The sequence below is a fragment of the Micrococcus sp. TCR-5 genome (genome assembly GCF_052220525.1).
Taxonomy (GTDB): Bacteria; Actinomycetota; Actinomycetes; order Actinomycetales; family Micrococcaceae; genus Micrococcus; species Micrococcus luteus.
Genome location: NZ_JBQPDO010000002.1, coordinates 66,828 through 86,377 on the forward strand (window position 1 = coordinate 66,828; position 19,550 = coordinate 86,377).

General features: G+C 73.7%; 18 protein-coding genes and 1 pseudogene. 15 read left to right on the forward strand and 4 right to left on the reverse strand.

Features of this window, described 5'->3' with window-relative positions:
- Positions 1–99 precede the first annotated feature (99 nt).
- The 4 genes and pseudogenes from ACTSKS_RS02075 (at position 100) to ACTSKS_RS02090 (ending at position 3,336) form a co-directional block, all read left to right on the forward strand.
- Positions 100–993 (forward strand): tRNA pseudouridine synthase A, encoded by an 894-nt coding sequence (locus ACTSKS_RS02075; RefSeq protein ID WP_237068998.1) that lies wholly within the window; start codon positions 100–102, stop codon positions 991–993.
- A 276-nt stretch (positions 994–1,269) separates the two neighbouring features.
- Entirely contained in the window at positions 1,270–1,713 is a 444-nt protein-coding gene (gene rplM / locus ACTSKS_RS02080; RefSeq protein WP_002857519.1) for a 50S ribosomal protein L13, read from the forward strand.
- Between the two features lie 41 nt (positions 1,714–1,754).
- Complete coding sequence (gene rpsI, locus ACTSKS_RS02085; RefSeq protein WP_036381561.1) at positions 1,755–2,243, forward strand: 30S ribosomal protein S9; 489 nt, start codon at positions 1,755–1,757, stop codon at positions 2,241–2,243.
- Between the two features lie 140 nt (positions 2,244–2,383).
- Positions 2,384–3,336: pseudogene (locus ACTSKS_RS02090) on the forward strand (polyphosphate kinase 2).
- Positions 3,337–3,407: 71 nt separating this feature from the next.
- On the opposite strand, the gene ACTSKS_RS02095 reads toward ACTSKS_RS02090, so the two are convergent.
- Complete coding sequence (locus tag ACTSKS_RS02095; protein WP_063190069.1) at positions 3,408–4,208, reverse strand: peptidoglycan recognition protein family protein; 801 nt, start codon at positions 4,206–4,208, stop codon at positions 3,408–3,410.
- A 160-nt stretch (positions 4,209–4,368) separates the two neighbouring features.
- Here ACTSKS_RS02095 and glmM point away from each other — a divergent pair, with 160 nt between their 5' ends.
- Both glmM and ACTSKS_RS02105 read left to right on the forward strand, forming a co-directional pair.
- Positions 4,369–5,724 (forward strand): phosphoglucosamine mutase, encoded by a 1,356-nt coding sequence (glmM, locus tag ACTSKS_RS02100; protein ID WP_029248315.1) that lies wholly within the window; start codon positions 4,369–4,371, stop codon positions 5,722–5,724.
- 8 nt (positions 5,725–5,732) lie between these two features.
- A complete protein-coding gene (locus tag ACTSKS_RS02105; protein ID WP_010080407.1) occupies positions 5,733–5,960 on the forward strand; it encodes a hypothetical protein in 228 nt (75 codons plus the stop codon).
- Between the two features lie 94 nt (positions 5,961–6,054).
- Here ACTSKS_RS02105 and mscL read toward each other — a convergent pair whose 3' ends face one another.
- The 3 genes from mscL to coaA are packed head-to-tail and all read right to left on the reverse strand — an operon-like array spanning position 6,055 to position 8,294.
- Positions 6,055–6,477, reverse strand: coding sequence for a large conductance mechanosensitive channel protein MscL (mscL, locus tag ACTSKS_RS02110; RefSeq protein ID WP_063190071.1), 423 nt, complete (start codon positions 6,475–6,477; stop codon positions 6,055–6,057).
- 59 nt (positions 6,478–6,536) lie between these two features.
- Positions 6,537–7,280, reverse strand: a complete 744-nt coding sequence (locus ACTSKS_RS02115; protein WP_186313104.1) for a M15 family metallopeptidase — start codon at positions 7,278–7,280, stop codon at positions 6,537–6,539.
- A gap of 3 nt (positions 7,281–7,283) precedes the next feature.
- Positions 7,284–8,294 carry a type I pantothenate kinase gene (coaA, locus tag ACTSKS_RS02120; RefSeq protein WP_036383009.1) on the reverse strand — a complete coding sequence of 337 codons (1,011 nt, stop codon included), beginning with the start codon at positions 8,292–8,294 and terminating at the stop codon, positions 7,284–7,286.
- Positions 8,295–8,368: 74 nt separating this feature from the next.
- Here coaA and galE point away from each other — a divergent pair, with 74 nt between their 5' ends.
- The 9 genes from galE to tsaE all read left to right on the forward strand — a co-directional run bounded on the left by galE (position 8,369) and on the right by tsaE (position 19,544).
- Positions 8,369–9,424 (forward strand): UDP-glucose 4-epimerase GalE, encoded by a 1,056-nt coding sequence (galE, locus tag ACTSKS_RS02125; protein ID WP_144825608.1) that lies wholly within the window; start codon positions 8,369–8,371, stop codon positions 9,422–9,424.
- A gap of 50 nt (positions 9,425–9,474) precedes the next feature.
- A complete protein-coding gene (glmS, locus tag ACTSKS_RS02130) occupies positions 9,475–11,346 on the forward strand; it encodes a glutamine--fructose-6-phosphate transaminase (isomerizing) (RefSeq protein WP_063190073.1) in 1,872 nt (623 codons plus the stop codon).
- Between the two features lie 170 nt (positions 11,347–11,516).
- Entirely contained in the window at positions 11,517–12,812 is a 1,296-nt protein-coding gene (locus ACTSKS_RS02135; protein WP_159228152.1) for a serine hydrolase domain-containing protein, read from the forward strand.
- Between the two features lie 98 nt (positions 12,813–12,910).
- Complete coding sequence (gene glgX / locus ACTSKS_RS02140) at positions 12,911–15,040, forward strand: glycogen debranching protein GlgX (protein WP_159228151.1); 2,130 nt, start codon at positions 12,911–12,913, stop codon at positions 15,038–15,040.
- Positions 15,037–15,768: a hypothetical protein gene (locus ACTSKS_RS02145; protein ID WP_159228150.1), complete on the forward strand. Its 732-nt coding sequence runs from the start codon at positions 15,037–15,039 to the stop codon at positions 15,766–15,768. Before glgX ends, ACTSKS_RS02145 begins: the two co-directional genes overlap by 4 nt.
- Positions 15,765–16,145, forward strand: coding sequence for a holo-ACP synthase (locus ACTSKS_RS02150; protein ID WP_442927240.1), 381 nt, complete (start codon positions 15,765–15,767; stop codon positions 16,143–16,145). The genes ACTSKS_RS02145 and ACTSKS_RS02150 overlap by 4 nt, the downstream gene beginning before the upstream one ends.
- Positions 16,142–17,719: an NAD(P)H-hydrate dehydratase gene (locus ACTSKS_RS02155; protein WP_159228149.1), complete on the forward strand. Its 1,578-nt coding sequence runs from the start codon at positions 16,142–16,144 to the stop codon at positions 17,717–17,719. The genes ACTSKS_RS02150 and ACTSKS_RS02155 overlap by 4 nt, the downstream gene beginning before the upstream one ends.
- Positions 17,716–18,921, forward strand: coding sequence for an alanine racemase (alr, locus tag ACTSKS_RS02160; protein ID WP_159228148.1), 1,206 nt, complete (start codon positions 17,716–17,718; stop codon positions 18,919–18,921). Before ACTSKS_RS02155 ends, alr begins: the two co-directional genes overlap by 4 nt.
- Positions 18,918–19,544, forward strand: coding sequence for a tRNA (adenosine(37)-N6)-threonylcarbamoyltransferase complex ATPase subunit type 1 TsaE (tsaE, locus tag ACTSKS_RS02165; RefSeq protein ID WP_144825604.1), 627 nt, complete (start codon positions 18,918–18,920; stop codon positions 19,542–19,544). Before alr ends, tsaE begins: the two co-directional genes overlap by 4 nt.
- Positions 19,545–19,550: the final 6 nt, after the last annotated feature.

A 19,550-nucleotide genomic window follows, 5' to 3' on the forward strand; every position in this document is an offset into this window, starting at 1 on the left:
TCCGCGTCCGTCCCCGTGACGACGCATCGGCGAAGGGCCGCCCACCACTCGGTGGGCGGCCCTCTGCCGTCCCGGTCCCGCCCCGCTGAGAGGAGCAGCATGAGCGAGCAGCACCGCCCGGACGCCCCGCCGGCGCCCGGGGATCCCGCGTCCGTGCGCGTCCGCCTGGACCTGGCCTACGACGGCGGCGCCTTCCACGGCTGGGCCCGCCAGCCCGGTCTCGACTCGGTCCAGGGTGCGCTGGAGGACGGGCTCGATCGGATCCTGCGCCGGCCCGTGCGCACGGTGGTCGCCGGACGCACCGACGCGGGGGTGCACGCGCGCGGCCAGGTCGTCCACCTCGACCTGACCGAGGCGGAGTGGGCGGGCCTGACCCGCGGCCGGCCCGGCCTGGAGCCGGCCACCTCCCTCACCCGACGCCTCGGCGGGGTGCTCTCCGGGTGGGGCGGGGCCGTCGTCGTGCACGGGGCGCGGCGGGCCCCCGGGGGCTTCGACGCGCGGTTCAGCGCGCTGTGGCGCGAGTACGAGTACCGGATCGACGACGCACCCGCCGCGCGTGATCCGCGCACGCGGGGCTTCACCCACTGGCACGGCGCCGCCCTGGACGATCGCCTCATGGCGCTGGAGGCCGACGCCGTCCTCGGACTGCACGACTTCCTGTCCTTCTGCCGGCCCCGCGCGGGTGCCACGACCATCCGCGAGGTCCAGCACCTGGAGGTGCGACGCGATGAGGACGGCGTCGTGCGCGTCCGGATCCGGGCCGACGCGTTCTGCCACAACATGGTCCGGGCGATCGTCGGGGCGCTGCTCCAGGTGGGGGAGGGGGCACGCGAGCCCGGTTGGCTCGCGCACCGGGTGGCGAGGCCGGCCCGCGACTCCGAGGTGCGCCTCGCCCCGCCCGGGGGGCTGACGCTGCACGCCGTCGGCTATCCCGACGAGGAGAAGGAGCTGCGCCGGCGCGCCGAGGACACCCGGGCGAAGCGGACCCTGTGAGCCGGGTGGCCCGCGGTGGCGGCTTTTGGCTCCGGGGCCCGCGTTCGGTAGGATGGGTGGACGTTGCGCATGCCCGCACCCGGATGCGTCGTGCCGCGAGTGGCTCAGTTGCATGGCCTTCAGCTCGCGCCGCACCCCCGGGGCATCGGGCCCGGACGCCTTCCAGCCCTCACCTGGGGGACCGGCGCGCACGGAGAACTGACAGCGCGAGCGCGCCGGAATCACGACCCGGCGGGCAGGTGCTGTGGACCACCACCGACCCTGAAGGCAGACAACGTGCGTACGTACTCTCCCAAGCCTGGCGACGCCGACCGTCAGTGGCACATCATCGATGCCACCGACGTCGTCCTCGGCCGCCTGGCCTCCCACACCGCCACCCTCCTGCGCGGCAAGCACAAGCCGACGTTCGCCCCCCACATGGACATGGGCGACTACGTCATCATCGTGAACGCCGAGAAGGTCGCCCTCACCGGCGCCAAGCTCGAGAAGAAGCGCGCCTACCGCCACTCGGGCTACCCGGGCGGCCTGAAGTCGCAGTCCTACGCCGAGCTGCTCGAGACCAACCCGGTCCGCGCCGTGGAGAAGGCCGTCAAGGGCATGCTCCCGAAGAACTCGCTGGCCGCCCAGCAGCTCTCCAAGCTGAAGGTGTACAAGGGCGCCGAGCACCCGCACACCGCCCAGCAGCCCCAGACCTTCGAGATCGGCCAGGTCGCCCAGTGACCCCGGCGGGCCACTGACGCAGACCTTCCCTGAGGAGAACCATGAGCATCAACGAGAACGACGACGTGGAGCTGACGAGCTACACCTCTGAGTCCACCGCCACCGCCGAGGCCCCCGCCGCCTCCGAGCGCCCGGCCCTGACCGTGCCCGGCTCCGCCGTCGGCCGCCGCAAGGAGGCCGTGGCCCGCGTGCGCCTCGTCCCCGGCTCCGGCCAGTGGACCATCAACGGCCGCGCCCTGGAGAACTACTTCCCGAACAAGCTGCACCAGCAGGAGGTCTCCGACCCCTTCACGCTGCTGGAGCTGACCGGCGCCTACGACGTGATCGCCCGCATCCACGGCGGCGGCCCCTCCGGCCAGGCCGGTGCGCTGCGCCTGGGCATCTCCCGCGCCCTCAACGAGATCGACCGCGAGCACAACCGCCCGGCGCTCAAGAAGGCCGGCTTCCTGACCCGCGACGCGCGCGTCATCGAGCGCAAGAAGGCCGGCCTCAAGAAGGCCCGCAAGGCCTCGCAGTTCTCGAAGCGCTGATCCTGCGCCGCACGGTGTCCCCACCGTGCCCCCGCCGACGCCCCGTCCCGCTCCTCACGAGCGGGGCGGGGCGTCCGCGGTCTCCGTGGGCCGGCGGCACCTGACCCAGAGGTAATATGAAGACGCATGGCGACGACGCCATGACGGGCCGCTCGCCCGTCCGGTGCGCGGTCCGGTCGAAGACACCCTCAGGAGCCGCCGTGGCCGAGAACACGAGTCCTACGCCCGACCCCCGCACCCGTGGCGAGCACGGCACGGAGCACACCGCGCAGGCCCCCTTCGCCGTGACCCGTGACGACGCCGCCGAGGTGGACGAGATCCGGGAGCTCGGCCGCAAGCTCGGCGGGGAGAAGAAGACCCCACCCCGGACCCGCAGGCCTGGCGTGAGGGCTACCCGTACAAGCCCAAGCTCAGCCTCAAGAGCGACGAGCGACACAAGCGTGAGCTGCAGATCGAGCTGCTGAAGATGCAGCTCTGGGTCAAGCAGACCGGCCAGAAGGTCCTGATCATCGTCGAGGGCCGCGACGCCGCCGGCAAGGGCGGCGCCATCAAGCGCTTCAACGAGCACCTCAACCCCCGCGGCGCCCGGACCGTGACCCTGGAGAAGCCCACGGAGGAGGAGGCCCCGCAGTGGTACTTCCAGCGCTACATCCAGCACCTCGAGTTCATGCGCGAGACCCCTGAGCTGGAGCGCATGCTCGTCAACTCCGGCGTGCACATCATCAAGTTCTGGTTCTCCGTGTCCCAGCGTGAGCAGCTCAACCGCTTCGCCGCGCGGGAGACCGACCCCGTGCGTCGCTGGAAGCTCTCGCCCACCGACCTGGCCTCCCTGGACAAGTGGGACGACTCCACGAACGCGAAGGAGGCCATGTTCTTCTACACGCACACGGCCGACGCCCCGTGGACCGTCGTGAAGTCGAAAGACAAGAAGCGCGCCCGCCTCGAGGCCATCCGCCATGTGCGGCACACGCTGCCCTACCCGGACAAGGACGAGCGCATCGTCCACCGCCCCGCCCCGCAGGTCTGCGGCCCGGCCAACGAGCTGGCCGAGTACGGGGAGGTCTTCGGCGGATCGTTCCCGCGCGTGCGCTGACCGGGCCGCACACGACGGCGCCCCTCATCTTCCGGTGAGGGGCGCCGTCGTGTGCGGGGGCGGGTGCGGGTTCAGCCGCGCTCCTCCTCCAGGTACTCCGGGGTGACGTGTGCGTCGTCGAAGAGGTTGTCCGCCCCGAAGTCCTCCGAGACGTGGTACTCGCCCGAGGCCAGGGAGAGGCGGACGTCCTCGCGCAGGATCGGCAGCTTGGCGTAGAACGCGTCGCCGCAGCAGCTGGTGGCGGTGACGTCGCGGTGGCCGATGATGCGGGACGGCGGCAGCTCGTACTGCTGGCAGATGTAGGCGGCGAGCGGCACCAGGCCGGCGTAGAGGCTCTGCGGCGGCGGGTTGAGCATGTACAGCCCCTCGCACTCGATGCCGAGCGCATACGCGTTGAAACCGAGCGCGTGGACGCCGAGCATGAACGTCTGTCCGCCCTCGAGCGCGTGCCGGGAGCCGTGGCGGCCCTCCATCGCGAAGCCGCCGCGGGAGACGGTGAAGTGCTGCCCGGTGTCGCCCCAGTCGTTCGCGGAGCCCATGTGCGCGTTCTGGATCACCTGCGCGATGCTCTCCGCCGCCTCCCGGGAGCCGTCCGTGACGTTCGGAGTGGTGGTGTGGTGGATCACCAGGTAGGAGGGGCGCTCGTTCAGGGTCTGCAGGTAGTAGTTGGGCTGCATGGCGCCCCACTGCGCGGTGGTGATGATGTCCGGGGCGGGCAGGCGGGTGGCCTGCTCGTCGCCCTCCGAGCTCTGCTCGGCCTGCTCATCACGCCCGCAGCCGGCCACGCCGGCGGCGATCGCCAGGCCCGTGCCGCCCAGCACGCTGCGGCGCGTCCAGGAACGGGAGGGCGGGGGCGGGGTCACGTCGGGCATGGATCGAGGTCCTTCGGGTTCGGGGCGGGGCCTCCCGGGCGGATGTGAGCGGACGGGCGCGGCCGCGGGGGCTCGACCGGTCCGATGCTACCGCCCCCCGGCCCGTTTCGTGACCCTCCCGTGATGCAGGCCGCAGGGGCGGCCCCTACACTGACTGATCATGTCGAGATTGTTCGGAACCGATGGCGTCCGTGGCCTGGCCAACGAGACCCTCACCGTGGAGTTGTCCGTCCAGCTGGCCCAGGCCGCCTCGCCCGTCCTCGGCGCGGAGGCCTTCGACGCCGGCCGACGCCCGGTCGCCGTCGTGGCCCGGGACCCGCGCATCAGCGGTGAGTTCATCGCGGCCGCCGTGCAGGCGGGCCTGGCGTCCTCGGGCGTGGACGTGTGGGATGCGGGCGTGCTGCCGACCCCCGCCGCCGCCTATCTCGTGGGGGACCTGGACGCCGACTTCGGCGTGATGATCTCCGCCTCCCACAACCCGGCCCCGGACAACGGCATCAAGTTCCTCGCGCGCGGCGGCGAGAAGCTGACCGACGCGCAGGAGGACGAGATCATCCGTCACCTCGAGGGCGTGACGCCGCGGCGGCCCCAGGGCGCGGACGTGGGCCGCGTGCGCGTCTTCGCGGACGCCGAGGACCGCTACGTCCTCCACCTCCTGCAGACCCTCCCGCACCGGCTGGACGGGCTCAAGGTCGTCTTGGACTGCGCACACGGTGCGGCCGCCGGCTGCTCGCCCGAGGCGTTCCGCGCCGCCGGCGCGGAGGTCGTCGTGATCGGCGCGTCCCCGGACGGGCTCAACATCAACGACGGCTACGGCTCCACCCACCTCGAGAAGCTCCAGGCGGCCGTGCGCGAGCACGGCGCGGACCTCGGCATCGCGCACGACGGCGACGCCGACCGGTGCCTCGCCGTGGACGAGCGCGGCGAGGTCGTCGACGGCGACCAGATCATGGGCGTCATGGCCGTGGCCCTCAAGGACCGCGGCGTCCTGCGGGACGACACCCTGGTCGTGACCGTCATGTCCAACCTGGGCCTGAAGCTGGCCATGGGCCGGGAGGGCGTCCAGCTCGTCGAGACCCAGGTGGGCGACCGCTACGTCCTGGCCGGCATGAAGCTCGGCGACTACTCGCTCGGCGGCGAGCAGTCCGGCCACGTGATCTTCTCGGACCACGCCACCACCGGTGACGGTGTCCTCACCGGCCTGCAGCTCGCCTCGCGCGTCGCCGAGACCGGCACCCCGCTCTCCGAGCTGGCCGCGGTGATGGACCGGCTGCCCCAGGTCCTCGTGAACGTGCGCGGCGTGGACAAGTCCCGCGCCGCCGAGGACGAGGCCGTCCAGGCGGCGGTCGCCGAGGCGGAGGCCCGCCTCGGCGAGACCGGCCGCGTGCTGCTGCGCCCGTCGGGCACGGAACCGGTCGTGCGCGTCATGGTCGAGGCCCCGGACGAGGAGACCGCCGGCCGGGAGGCCCAGGTGCTGGCCGACGTCGTGCAGCGCGAGCTGCGCCTGCACGACTGACCGGACCGATGACGTCGGACGCGGCCCCCCGGCCCCGCCGCTGGACCCTGTTCGCGGGGCTGCTCGCGGGGCTGGCGGTCCTGTGGTCGGCCGCGTTCCTCGCCGTGGACGCGCCCGTGTGTGCGCGGCAGAGCGCCCCCGTGGAGTGGTTGCCGTGCCTGGATCCGGACCGGCAGGACTCGGAGGTCGCCCCGGACGCCGGGTCCAGCGCGGACCGGACGACGTCGCGGCCCTGAGGGCACGGCCCCGGTGCCGCCGAGGGCATGAAGGAAGGGCCCGGGGCGACTCGCGTGAGTCGTCCCGGGCCCTTCGGCGTCGGACAGGGGGAGATCAGAGGGCGGTGGTCCCGGAGGTGGGGCCGCCGCGGCGCTCGGCGAGCAGGTCGCGGATCTCGGTGAGCACGGCGACGTCGGCGGGCACCTCCTCCTCGGCGGGGTCGATGCCGAGGCGGCGGTTGCGGGCCTCGACCATCTTGTTCATCGGCATCACGATGGCGAAGTACACGGCCGCGGCGATGAGCAGGAAGTTGACGATGGCGGTGAGCAGCACACCGAACTTCACGTCGTTGCCGTTGACCGTCAGCACGGCGAACGAGTCGAAGTTCGGCGAGCCCACGGCGGCGGCGATGAGCGGCATGAGGACCGCCTCGACGAGCGCGTTCACGATCTTGCCGAAGGCGGCGCCGATGATGACGGCGACGGCGAGGTCGAGGACGTTGCCCTTCATGATGAAGTCTTTGAATCCCTGGAGCATGGCGAGAATCCTACGTGTGACGAAGGCGGCGCGGTACAGCGTCGAGCGAGCCGTGCGTCTCAGTCCGCGTAGTCCGGCGCCGGAGGCAGGCCCCATGCGGTCTCGAGGACGCCGCCGACCGCCTCGACCCGGGCCGCCTCCGCGGACCCGACATAGCGCAGGTGCCAGGGCTCGTGGGCGAAGCCCGTCACGTCCTCGGCCCCGCCGGGGTAGCGGATGACGAACCCGTGCTCGGCGGCGTGCGCGGCCACCCAGCGGCCCGCGGCGGTGTCGCCGAAGCACGCTTCCAGGTCACACGCGGGGGTCGCGGCGTCGCCCACGTCCCAGGCCAGGCCGGTCTGGTGCTCGGAGTACCCCGGACGCGCCGAGACGCGGTCGGCCTCGGCGCGGCCCAGCTCGTCGACCCAGTGGCCGTACGTCCGGACCTGGTAGTCGTACGAGCGGTAGGCGCTCAGGGTGGTGAGGCGGTGGCCCGCCGCCGCGGCGGCATCCAGCAGGTCACCGGCCGCCGTCGCGGCCTCCGCCCGCAGGGACAGCTCGCTGCCGGGCACGGCCACCAGATCCGAGGGCGCCCAGTCGGGCGGAGCCACGGGGCGGGTCTTGTTCACGACGACGTCGAGGGCGGCCGGGTCGGCGTGCGTGCTCGACGACGGCGCCGTGCTCGAGGCGGCGCGGGACGACGCGGCCGCGCTCGCGGAGCCGGAAGCCGGCGTCGCCGAGGACGGGCCCGCGGCGGGCGTGCCGCAACCGGCCACGAGCAGCGCGAGCGCGGCCAGCGCGGCGAGAGGGAGGGTGCGACGCATGGATCAGACCTTCCTCAGCAGCACGCGGGTCACCTCGTGTTGCGCGTTCTTCGTGAGCACCAGCCGGGCGCGCCCGCGGGTCGGGCGCACGTTCTGCTCGAGGTTCGGGCCGTTGATGGAGTCCCAGATGGACTCGGCCGTCGCCTGAGCCTCGGCGTCCGACAGGGAGGAGTACCGGTGGAAGTAGCTGCGCGGGTCGGCGAAGGCCCCCGAGCGCAGACCCATGAACCGGTCGATGTACCAGGACCGGATCCAGGACGCGCGCGCGTCCACGTACACCGAGAAGTCGAAGAAGTCGGAGACGGAGAGCCCGGCGGTGCCGTCGGCCCGGGTGCGCGGCGGGGCCAGCACGTTGAGTCCCTCCACGATCAGCACGTCGGGACGGTGCACCACCTGTTCCTCGCCCGGCACGATGTCGTAGGTGATGTGCGAGTACACGGGCGCGCGCACCTCCTGCGCCCCGGACTTGACGTCCGCCATGAAGCGCAGCAGCGCGCGGCGGTCGTAGGACTCGGGGAAGCCCTTGCGGGACAGGATGCCGCGCTCGTGCAGCACCGCGTTGGGGTGCAGGAAGCCGTCCGTGGTGACCAGCTCGACGCGCGGCGTCGTCGGCCAGCGGCGCAGCATCTCCTGGAGCACACGCGCCGTCGTCGACTTGCCGACGGCGACCGACCCGGCCACCCCGATCACGTACGGGGTGCGCCCCGTCCGCTCGCCGAGGAACGCGTTGGTCGCGCTGCGCAGGGCCGCGGAGGCCTCCACGTTGATGCTCAGCAGGCGCGAGAGCGGAAGGTAGACCTCGGCAACCTCGCGCAGGGACAGATGCTCGCCGAGGCCGCGCAGACGCTCCACGTCCGCCTGGTCGAAGGGCTGCGCCATCTCCGAGGCGAGACGGGCCCAGGTCTGGCGGTCCAGCTCCACGAAGGGGGAGCGCTGGTGGCCGTCGGGCACGGCGTCCGCGGGCTCCTCGGGGCCCACGAGGGGCAGCTCGGAGGTCGGGGGGGTGTAGGTCACCCGATCCATTATGGCCGCGGCCCGCCCGGAGCGGGCCCCCGCGTGACGTCACAGGGCCCGGATAGGATCGGCCCATGCGCGTTCTCGTGACCGGCGGTGCCGGATACCTCGGATCCCACACCGTGCTCACGCTGCTCGAGGCGGGCCACGACGTCCTCGTCCTGGACAGCCTGGTCACGGCGACGACGACGGCGCTCGAGCGCGTCGCCGAGCTCGCCGGGACGCGTCTGGGCGGGTCGCGGCTGCGCCTGCACGTGGCCGACATCCGCCGCCCCGAGGACTACCGCGGGGCGCTCGCGGACTTCGGCCCGGCCGCACTCGTGCACTTCGCCGGGCTGAAGTCGCCCACCGAGTCGATGACCCGCCCCGCCGCCTACTACGACGTGAACGTGGGCGGCACGGCCGCCGTCGCCGAGGCCGCGCTCGCGGCCGGCGCCCGCACGGTCCTGTTCTCCTCCTCCGCGACCGTGTACGGCGACCGCGCGCCGGTGCCGGTCGCCGAGGACGCCGCCACAGACCCGGTCTCGCCCTACGGGCACTCCAAGCTCATGGCGGAGCAGGTGCTGCGCGACGTCTGCGCCATGATCGACGGCGGCGGGCTGGCGATGCTGCGCTACTTCAACCCGGTCGGCGCGCATCCCTCCGGGCGGCTGGGCGAGGACCCGAGCGGGGTGCCGGCGAACCTCATGCCCTTCGTGGCGCGGGTGGCCTCCGGCGCGTACCCCGAGCTGCGGGTGTTCGGCGCGGACTTCGACACGCGCGACGGCAGCGCCGTGCGCGACTTCATCCACGTGATGGACCTCGCGGAGGCGCACGTGGCCGGGCTCGAATGGCTCGCGGCCCGGGTGGCGACCGGGGGCGGTACGACGACCCGGGTCTGGAACATCGGCCGGGGTGAGGGCGTCACCGTGTTCGAGATGGTGCGCGCCTTCGAGGCGGTCACGGGCGGCCGCATCCCCTACCGCGTGGTCGAGCGCCGGCCCGGGGACATCGCCGAGTCGTGCGCCGCCGTGGACGCGATCGGCGCCGAGGTGGGCTGGCACGCCCGACGCGATGTGACCGCGATGGTGCGGGACCTCTGGGCCTGGCAGGAGGCCAACCCCGCGGGGTTCTCGTCCCGGACGGAGTGACCCGGCCCGCCGTGCGCCGAAGTCGGGTCCGGCCCGGTATTCTCGTGCGCATGTGCGGAATCGTCGGATACATCGGCCAGCCCCAGTCGGATCGTGAGCACGGCGCTCTCGACGTCCTGATGGAGGGCCTGCGTCGTCTTGAATACCGCGGATACGACTCCGCCGGTGTGGCCGTGGTGGACGGCGGTCAGCTGTACCACCGGAAGAAGGCGGGCAAGCTCGCCAACCTCGCCGAGGAGCTCGCCGAGCACCCCATCCCCACCGGCCTCGTCGGGATCGGCCACACCCGGTGGGCCACCCACGGCGGCCCCACCGACCGCAACGCCCACCCGCATGTGGCGGACGAGGGCCGGCTGGCGCTCATCCACAACGGCATCATCGAGAACTACGCCGAGCTGCGCGAGGAGCTGCTCGCCAAGGGCGTCGAGTTCCTCTCCGAGACGGACACCGAGGTGGCCGCCCACCTCCTCGCCGACGTCTACCGGCACGCGGCCGGCCAGGACCTGACCCGCGCCATGCAGCTGGCCTCCCAGCGCCTCGAGGGTGCCTTCACCCTGCTGGCCGTGCACGTGGACCACCCCGACCGCGTGGTGGCCTCGCGCCGCAACTCGCCGCTCGTCGTCGGCCTGGGCGAGGGGGAGAACTTCCTGGGCTCGGACGTCTCCGGCTTCATCGACTTCACCCGCGAGGCCATCGAGCTCGAGCAGGACCAGGTCGTGACGATCACGGCCGACGCCGTCGAGATCTCGGACTTCCGGGGCGGCCCCGCCGAGGGCAAGCGCTTCACCGTGGACTGGGACGCCTCGGCCGCGGAGAAGGGCGGCTTCGAGACCTTCATGGAGAAGGAGATCCACGACCAGCCCCAGGCCGTGCAGGACACCCTGCTGGGCCGCACGGACGCCGCCGGCGCCCTGATGTTGGACGAGCTGCGGATCGACCCCGAGGAGCTCAAGGCCGTCGACAAGATCATCGTCCTGGCGTGCGGCACGTCCGCCTACGCGGGCACGGTGGCCAAGTACGCCATCGAGCACTGGTGCCGGATCCCCGTGGAGGTGGAGCTCTCCCACGAGTTCCGCTACCGCGACCCGATCATCGACCCGCACACCCTCGTGGTGTCCATCTCCCAGTCCGGCGAGACCATGGACACCCTCATGGCGGTCCGCTACGCCAAGGAGCAGGGCGCCCGCACCGTGTCCATCTGCAACACCAACGGCTCCACGATCCCGCGCGAGTCGGACGCCGTGCTCTACACGCACGCCGGCCCCGAGATCGCCGTCGCCTCCACCAAGGCGTTCCTGGCGCAGATCACCGCCGCCTATCTGCTGGGCCTGTACCTGGCCCAGCTGAACAAGAAGCTGTTCAGCGGCCAGATCAAGGACATCCTGGCGGACCTCGGGGCGATCCCCGACAAGATCGAGGAGATCCTCGCCGCCAAGGACCAGGTCAAGGAGCTCGCCCGCTCGATGGCCGACGCCACCTCCGTCCTGTTCCTCGGCCGCAACGTCGGCTACCCGGTGGCCATGGAGGGCGCGCTCAAGCTCAAGGAGCTCGCGTACATCCACGCCGAGGGCTTCGCCGCGGGCGAGCTCAAGCACGGCCCGATCGCCCTGATCGACGACGGCCAGCCGGTCTTCGTGGTCATGCCCTCGCCCCTGGACCGTCACTCGCTGCACGCCAAGGTGGTCTCGAACATCCAGGAGGTCCGCGCCCGCGGCGCCCGCACCTTCGCCGTCGCCGAGCGCGGCGACGCGGCCGTGCGCGGCCAGGCCGAGGTCGTCTTCGAGGTCCCCGAGACCCAGCCGATGCTCATGCCGCTGCTGACCACGGTCCCGCTGCAGATCTTCGCCCTCGAGCTCGCCACGGCGAAGGGCTACGACGTGGACCAGCCGCGCAACCTCGCCAAGTCCGTCACCGTCGAGTGACGCGCTCCGACTGAGCGACGACGGCGCCCGCCCCCTCTCCGGGGACGGGCGCCGTCCGCCTTCCGGGCTCCTGCGGCCCGCGCTCGTCCCCGTCGCAGCGGCGTCGCGGGCTAGAGTGTGACCACACCCGACTGGGTGACCTACGTCACACTTCCTGAAAGGACGCCTCGATGCGCCCCACCCGCCGCCAGTTCGCCCAGGGCATGGCCGCCGGCCTCGCCGGCCTCGCGCTGCCCTCCGCAGTCGCCTCCTCCGCCGTCGCCGCCCCGCAGGGTCCGAACCCTCGCTCCGGCCGTGGCCTGGACGAGCGGGCGATCCAGGCCGCCCTCGACGCCGTCGTGCAGTGGCCCGCCGTCGGCGCCGTCTGTTCCGTGGTGGGCCCGGACGGCCGCTTCGACACCGCCTCCGGCACCCGCGGCCTGCACGCGAACGCCCCGGCGCGGGCGAACTCGGTGGCCCGGATCGCCTCGGTCACCAAGGGCATGGTCGCCACCGTCGCCCTGCAGGAGGTCGAGCGCGGCACCCTGTCCCTGGACTCCACGATCGGCGACGTCCTCCCGGGCCTGTGGCCCGACGTCGAGGGCCGCGTCACCCTCTCGATGCTCCTGAACCACACCTCCGGCATGCCGGACGCCATCTGGGTGATCATGCGGGGCCAGTCCCTCTTCGAGCTGGACTTCGACGAGCTCGCGGACGTCGTCTCCCGCTCCTACGGCCAGCGTGAGCTCGTCGACCTGGCGAAGCAGGCCGACTGGTGGTTCGAGCCCGGCACCGACTACGGCTACTCCAACACGGGCTACGTGGTGGTGGAGATGATGGTCGAGGCCGTCACCGGCCGCCGGATGCCCGAGCTCATCCGGGACCGCGTCTTCCGCCCCGCCGGCATGCACCGCACCCGCCTCGAGCACGGCACCCTCGTCCGCGGCGCGGAGATGCAGGACGCGGCCGTGCGTCCGCACGAGGCCAAGGCCCTCGAGACCATCGATCAGTCGATCTTCGCCTCCGCCGCCGCGGTGAACACCACCGCCGCGGACGTCACCCGCTTCTATCAGGCCCTCATGCGGGGCGAGCTGGTCTCGCAGCAGACCGTGGACCTCATGGTCACCCCCGTCGGCCCGGCCGCCCAGGCCGGCTACGGCTACGGCCTGTTCCTGGTCGCGGACCCCGCGCCGGAGCACGCCGGCGAGGTGCTGGTCGGCCACGACGGCGCCGGCTTCGGCTCCGTCTCCCTGGCCCTGTGCTCCCGTGACGGCGAGCGTGCGTTCGCGTTCACCTACATCGGCCGGCCGTACTGGCAGGAGGGCTGGGACGAGGTGTTCGCGAAGGAGCTGGCGCTGATGCGCACCGCGTTCGTGGCCAATGCCGCAGACGCCCCGGCCTCCCGCGACCGCCTGGTCCGCGGCGGTGCCGCCGCCTCGCGCCGTGCCGTGGCGGACATGGCCGCCCGGGGCGCCCGACTCGTCTGAGCGGATCGACGTCCCGGGACGGTGTCCGCCCGCGCCAGTAGACTCCCCGAGGAGGCCCGCCGCACCCGGCGGGCCGCACGACGAGACCCCGGAGAGTCATGCACACAGTGGAGATCGGCCAGCCGTACCCCCTCGGGGCCACCGTGGACGAGACCGGCACCAACTTCGCCCTCGCGGTCTCCCGCGAGGTGGAGGCGGTCGAGCTGTGCCTCGTCGCCGACGACGGCACGGAGACGCGCATCCCCCTCGAGGAGCGGCACGGCACCACATGGCACGCCCACGTGGCGGGCATCGGGCACGGGCAGCGCTACGGCTACCGCGTGCACGGCCCCTGGGACCCCGCCCGCGGCCTGTGGCACAACCGGGCCAAGATCCTCGTGGACCCGTACGCGCGGGCGTTCACCGGCGACTACGAGTGGGGCCAGCAGCACCACTCGTACGACTTCGACGAGCCGGACCGCATCGACACCTCGGACAACCTGGGCACGAGCATGCTCGGCGTCGTCGTCGCCGAGGACTTCGACTGGGGCGATGACGCCCCACCCGCCGTCGAGCTCACGGACACGGTGATCTACGAGACCCACGTCAAGGGCATGACCAAGCTGCACCCCGCCGTCCCGGAGGAGCTGCGCGGCACCTACGCGGGCATGGCCCACCCGGAGGTGGTCCGCCACCTGACCGAGCTCGGGGTGACCGCCGTCGAGCTGATGCCCGTGCACCAGTTCGTCAACGACGCCACCCTGCAGGAGAAGGGGCTGAGCAACTACTGGGGCTACAACACGCTCGGCTTCTTCGCCCCGCACGCCGCCTACGCCTCCTCCTCGGAGGTGGGCGGCCAGGTCCGCGAGTTCAAGCAGATGGTGAAGGACCTGCATGCCGCCGGTCTCGAGGTGATCCTCGACGTGGTCTACAACCACACGGCCGAGGGCAACGACAAGGGCCCCATGCTCAGCCTGCGCGGGCTGGACAACGCCGGCTACTACCACCTCGTCGAGGGTGACGAGCGGCACTACATGGACTACACCGGCACGGGGAACTCGGTGGACCTCTCCAGCCCCAAGGCCCTCCAGCTGGTCATGGACTCCCTGCGCTACTGGGTCACCGAGATGCACGTGGACGGCTTCCGGTTCGACCTGGCCACCACCCTCACCCGGGTGGAGGGGGAGCAGGGCCCCGACATGTTCTCCGGGTTCTTCGACGTGGTCCGCCAGGACCCGGTGCTGCGCACCGTCAAGCTCATCGCCGAGCCGTGGGACGTGGGCTGGGGCGGCTACCAGGTGGGCAACTTCCCCGGCCTCTGGTCCGAGTGGAACGGCATGTACCGGGACACGGTGCGCGACTTCTGGCGAGGCGAGCCCGGCACGCTCGGCGAGTTCGCCACGCGCCTGACCGGCTCGGCGGACCTCTACGAGGGGGACGGGCGCAGCCCCGGCGCGTCCGTGAACTTCGTCACGGCCCACGACGGCTTCACGCTGCGTGACCTCGTCTCCTACAACGAGAAGCACAACGAGGCCAACGGCGAGGACAACAACGACGGCGACGCGCACAACCGCTCGTGGAACTGCGGCGTCGAGGGGGAGACCGACGACCCCGAGGTCGTGACGCTGCGCGCCCGCCAGCGCCGCAACTTCCTGGCCACCCTGCTGATCAGCCAGGGCGTGCCCATGATCAGCCACGGCGACGAGCTGGGCCGCACCCAGGGCGGCAACAACAACGTCTACTGCCAGGACAACGAGATCTCGTGGATCGACTGGTCCGCCATGGACGACTCGCTCGTGGCGTTCACCCGCGACCTGATCGCGCTGCGCCGTGACCACGCGGTGTTCCGCCGTCGCCACCACTTCGACGGTCGCCCCGCGGCCCGTGACATCGAGGCGCCCCTGCCGGACATCGTGTGGCTCGAGCCGGACGCGACCGCCAAGACGGAGGACGACTGGGGCGCCGAGGCCCGGTCGCTCGGCTTCTACCTCAACGGGCACACGCTCCCCCGCGGGGACGAGGACGGGGAGGGGCCCTACCGGGACTTCTACGTCCTCATGAACGCGTGGTGGGAGCCCGTGCCGTACACCCTGCCCGGGCCCACGTTCCCAGCCGAGTGGGAGGTCGTCGTGGACACCTCGTCCCACGTCGCCCCGAGCGGCTCGCACCCCCGCGTGCGTGCCGGGGACGTGCTCGAGGTCCAGGCCCGTTCCACCGTCGTGCTGCGGCAGGTCCCCGAGGGCGCATGAGCGCGCAGGCCGACCGGGGGCGCGTCCGCCGTGGGCTGCCGCGGTGGGCGCGGGCCCTCTGCGCCACCGTGGCGACCCTGGCGGCGCTGGGACTGGCCTTCGGCGCGGGATGGGCCACGCACGCCGTGACGGACCCGCACCCGGACGACGCACCGCGCGTGGACGCCCTCCTCGTCCTCTACAGCCAGCCCCGCGTCTACGACGCCGCGATCGAGCTCGCCGCGTCCGGTGTCACCGACCGGCTCTTCGTCTCCGCGTACCTGGGGCCGGACGGGCACGAGAAGCTGTGCGGCGGCCCGGAGGAGCGCGACCCGCGGCTGGAAGGCGTCAGCGTCGAGTGCTTCGCGCCCGATCCGGTGACCACCCAGGGCGAGGTCATCCACGCGGCCGACCGCATGCGCGAACTCGGCCTGCACCACCTGGGCGTGCTCACCTTCCACCAGCACGTGGAGCGTGCGCGGCTGCTGGCGGAGCGGTGCTTCACCCCCGAGGAGGGCCGTGTGTCCCTGTACGCGTTCGACGCCGGCTTCGACCGGCTCGGCCGCCTGCAGCACGGCGTCTACGGCGTGCTGGCCTACGGGAAGGCGATGCTCACGCCGGGCTGCGACCAGCAGCTGCCCGGCGTGCTGCAGTGGCCGCTCGACCTGGCCAAGCGACTGCGCGGGCAGCCCGTCGGGGACGAGGCCGGCGCCGTCGTCGTGGGCGCCCGGCGGGCGGGGGCGGTGTGATCGTCGGCGTGGGGGTGGACGTGGTGGACGTCCCGCGGTTCCGGGCGCAGCTCGAGCGCACGCCGGCGCTGCGCGCACGCCTGTTCACCGAGGACGAGCGGGACCTGCCGCTGCGCTCGCTGGCCGCGCGCTTCGCCGCCAAGGAGGCGGTCGCCAAGGCCATGGGCGCCCCGCCCGGGATGATGTGGCACCACTGCTGGATCCCGCGCCCGGGCCACGGCGACGGCCGCCCCACCGTGCACCTGACCGGCACCGTCCAGGCCCAGGCCGAGGCCCTGGGCATCACCCACTGGCACCTCTCCCTCAGTCATGACGGGGACGTCGCCACCGCCTACGTGGTCGCCGAACGCCGCGCGGCCGAGGAGGAGTCCGCATGACCGCCGATGACCTGACCCGCATCGCCGTGACCGGCTCGGCCGTGCGCACGGCCGAGGAGCCCCTGCTCGCGGCCGGGCGCGGCCCGGAGCTGATGCGCGCGGCCGCCTGGGCCCTGGCCGAGCACGCCGCCGCCCTGCTGCGTGAGCGCGGCCCCGTGGCCGGGGCGACCGTGGCCGCCCTCGTCGGCCCCGGCAACAACGGCGGGGACGCGCTGTTCGCCCTCGCCTTCCTGCGCCGCCGGGGCGTGGCCGCGGTCGCCGTGCCCGTCCGCCGGGACGACGACGGCGCCCCGCGCTGGCACGCCGAGGGCTGGGCTGCGCTGCAGGCGGCCGGGGGACGCCGCGCGGACGCGGTGCCGCCCGAGGCCGCGCTCGTGGTGGACGGCGTGCTCGGCACGGGCTTCACCGGCGAGTATGAGCTGCCCGCCGCGGCGCGCGCGCTGCCGGCGGAGGCGCTCGTGCTGGCGTGCGACGTGCCCTCCGGCGTGGACGCGGACACCGGCGAGGTGCGGGGGGAGGCCCTCCGCGCGGACGCGACCGTGACGTTCGGCGCCCTCAAGTCCGGTCTCGTCCTCGGGGAGGGGGCGGCGCGCGCGGGCACCGTGCACGTGGTGGACATCGGGCTGGGACCGCACCTGCCGACGTCGCCGGCCGCGCGGCTGGGCGTGATGGACGAGGCCGCCGCACGGACCGCCCACCCGGCCCCCGCAGCCAAGGCCCACAAGTACACGCGCGGCGTGGTGGCCGTCGTCGCCGGATCGGAGCGCTACCCGGGGGCCGCCGTGCTCGCGAGCGCGGGCACGCTGCAGACGGGCGCGGGCATGGTGCACCACGCCGGCCCGCAGACCACCCGGGACCTGGTGCTCGCCGCCCACCCCGAGGCGCTGGTCTCGGCGGAGGGGCCCGAGCCGTCGCGCGCGGACGCCTGGGTGGCCGGCCCCGGCCTGGACACCGAGCACGACGCGCGGCGGCGCTGGGCCGGCGTCCTCGCCGCGCTCGAGGAACGGCCGGAGGCGGCCCTGGTCGCCGACGCCTCGGCCCTGGACCTGGTCACCGCCGCCGAGCTGCGGTCGCTGCGCGCGGCCGGCACGCCCGTGGTCCTGACGCCGCACGCCGGGGAGTGGTCCCGGCTGCGCGAGCGCGTCCCCGCGGACGGCGACGACGCCGCCGACCCGCTCGCGGCGCTGCGGGCGTGGACCGCTGCGCACGGGGCCACCGTCCTGCTCAAGGGCCCGCGCACCCTCGTGGTCGCCCCGGACGGCGAGGCGTGGGTCGTGACCGGCGGCGGGCCCGACCTCGCGATGGGCGGCACCGGCGACGTGCTCTCCGGGGCGATCGGTGCCGTCCTGGCCGCGGACGTGGCGCGGCGCTCGCGGGCGCGCCGGGCCGGGGAGGATCCCGGCCCGGCGCCCACGGCCCGGCTCGCGGCCGCCGCCGCCTGGCTGCACGCCCAGGCCGGGGCCGACCAGGCCCGCGCCGGGCGGATCACCACGGCCACGCTGCCGACCGCGCTGGGCGCGCGCGTCGCGCGCCTGTGGTGGCCGGACGACGCCGAGCCGGAGGCCGTCCGATGAGCCTCGCCGACGTCAACCCGGCGGACACGGAGCGCGCCGTACGCATCGACCTGGCGGCCGTCCGGCACAACGTGGGCGTGCTGCGGGAGCGGATCCGGCGCCCCGACGGCAGCCGGCCGCTGCTGACCGCCGTCGTCAAGGCCGACGCCTACGGCCACGGCGCGGTGGCCGTCGCCCGCGCCGCCGCGGCCGCCGGCGCGGACCGGCTCGGCGTGGCCCACGTGCGCGAGGCCCTGGCCCTGCGCGCGGCGGGGGTGCCCCTGCCCGTGCTCGCGTGGCTGCACACCGGGGCCACGGACTTCGCCGCCGCGGTGGAGGCGGAGGTGACCCTCGGCGTCTCGGGCTGGGACCTCGACGCCGCCGCCGCCGCCGTCCGCGGGCTGCGGGCCCGCGGCGGGGCCGGACCCGAGGCCCGCGCGGTCCTGCACCTGAAGGCGGACACCGGCCTGGGCCGCCACGGCTGCACGCCCGAGCGGTGGCCCGCCTTCGTCGCGCGTGCCGCCGAGCTCGAGGCCGCGGGCCTCGTGCGGGTGGAGGGCGTGTTCTCCCACCTCGGCGTGGCGGACGAGCCGGACCGGGCCGCCGAGACCACGGCGCAGCTGCTGCGGTTCGAACGGATGGCCGCCGAGGCCGCCGAGACGCTCGGCCACCCGCTGCTGCGCCACCTGGCCAACACGCCCGCCGCCCTCGCCCGGCCGGACACGCACCTGGACATGGTGCGCGTCGGCCTGGGCCTGTACGGGCTCTCCCCGTTCGCGGACGTCACCGCCGCCGAGCTCGGGCTGCGCCCGGCCATGTCCCTCGTCACCGTCCTCGCCAACGTCAAGGCCGTCCCCGCCGGGCAGGGCGTGTCCTACGGATTCCGCCACGTCACGACGGAGCCCACCACCCTCGGGCTCGTGCCCGTCGGCTACGCCGACGGCGTCCCGCGCGTCGTCGAGGGCACGCGCGTCCAGGTCGGCGGCCGGACCGTCCCCGTGGTGGGCCGCATCGCGATGGACCAGTTCGTGGTGGACCTCGGCCCGGACGCCGCGGACGCGCCCGGCGACGCCGTCGAGCTGTTCGGACCGGCCTCCGGCATTCCGGTGGAGGAGTGGGCCGCGGCCGCCGGGACGATCAACTACGAGCTGGTGACCCGCATCGGAGGCCGCGTGGACCGTCAGCACGTGGACCCCACGTCGACCCAGGAGGCCCGCCCATGAGCGACCACGAGTTCCCCGCCCCCGGCCCGACCCTGCCCGAGCCCGTGCTGACGGCGACGGTCCCGCTCGAGGGCGCCGACGGCACCCGGGCGTTCGGCCGCGCCCTCGCCGGGGTGCTCCGCGCCGGCGACGTGCTGATCCTCACGGGCGACCTCGGCGCGGGCAAGACGACCTTCACCCAGGGGCTGGCCAGCGGATTCGGCGTGGCCTCCGGCGTGGTCTCGCCGACGTTCGTCCTCTCCCGCGTCCACCCCGCCCCGGCCGACGCCCCGGCGGGCACCCCGGACCTCGTGCACGTGGACGCGTACCGGCTGCGCTCGGCGGGGGAGCTCACGGACCTCGACCTGGACGCGAGCGTGGACCGCTCCGTGACCGTCGTCGAGTGGGGCCGGGGCATGGCCGAGTCCCTCGCCGGGTTCCCCGAGGACCCGGACGCCTCATGGCTGGACATCGAGATCGTCCGGGCCCGCGGGGGTGAGGACGCTCCCGCGGCCCCGGCGGGGGAGGGCGACGACGGCATCGTCACCGACTTCTCCGACGAGGACGGAGGCCAGGCCGAGGAGCTGCGCTCGGCCGTCGTGACCGGCCGCGGCCCGCGCTGGGCCGGCGTCGTGCTTCCGTAGACTGGC

Coding starts and splice junctions, on each gene's coding strand:
- ACTSKS_RS02075 (WP_237068998.1), top strand. CDS start 100: ATGAGCGAGCAGCACCGCCCGGACGCCCCGCCGGCGCCCGGGGATCCC.
- rpsI (WP_036381561.1), top strand. CDS start 1,755: ATGAGCATCAACGAGAACGACGACGTGGAGCTGACGAGCTACACCTCT.
- ACTSKS_RS02095 (WP_063190069.1), bottom strand. CDS start 4,208: ATGCCCGACGTGACCCCGCCCCCGCCCTCCCGTTCCTGGACGCGCCGC.
- glmM (WP_029248315.1), top strand. CDS start 4,369: ATGTCGAGATTGTTCGGAACCGATGGCGTCCGTGGCCTGGCCAACGAG.
- ACTSKS_RS02105 (WP_010080407.1), top strand. CDS start 5,733: ATGACGTCGGACGCGGCCCCCCGGCCCCGCCGCTGGACCCTGTTCGCG.
- mscL (WP_063190071.1), bottom strand. CDS start 6,477: ATGCTCCAGGGATTCAAAGACTTCATCATGAAGGGCAACGTCCTCGAC.
- ACTSKS_RS02115 (WP_186313104.1), bottom strand. CDS start 7,280: ATGCGTCGCACCCTCCCTCTCGCCGCGCTGGCCGCGCTCGCGCTGCTC.
- galE (WP_144825608.1), top strand. CDS start 8,369: ATGCGCGTTCTCGTGACCGGCGGTGCCGGATACCTCGGATCCCACACC.
- glmS (WP_063190073.1), top strand. CDS start 9,475: ATGTGCGGAATCGTCGGATACATCGGCCAGCCCCAGTCGGATCGTGAG.
- ACTSKS_RS02135 (WP_159228152.1), top strand. CDS start 11,517: ATGCGCCCCACCCGCCGCCAGTTCGCCCAGGGCATGGCCGCCGGCCTC.
- glgX (WP_159228151.1), top strand. CDS start 12,911: ATGCACACAGTGGAGATCGGCCAGCCGTACCCCCTCGGGGCCACCGTG.
- ACTSKS_RS02145 (WP_159228150.1), top strand. CDS start 15,037: ATGAGCGCGCAGGCCGACCGGGGGCGCGTCCGCCGTGGGCTGCCGCGG.
- ACTSKS_RS02155 (WP_159228149.1), top strand. CDS start 16,142: ATGACCGCCGATGACCTGACCCGCATCGCCGTGACCGGCTCGGCCGTG.
- alr (WP_159228148.1), top strand. CDS start 17,716: ATGAGCCTCGCCGACGTCAACCCGGCGGACACGGAGCGCGCCGTACGC.
- tsaE (WP_144825604.1), top strand. CDS start 18,918: ATGAGCGACCACGAGTTCCCCGCCCCCGGCCCGACCCTGCCCGAGCCC.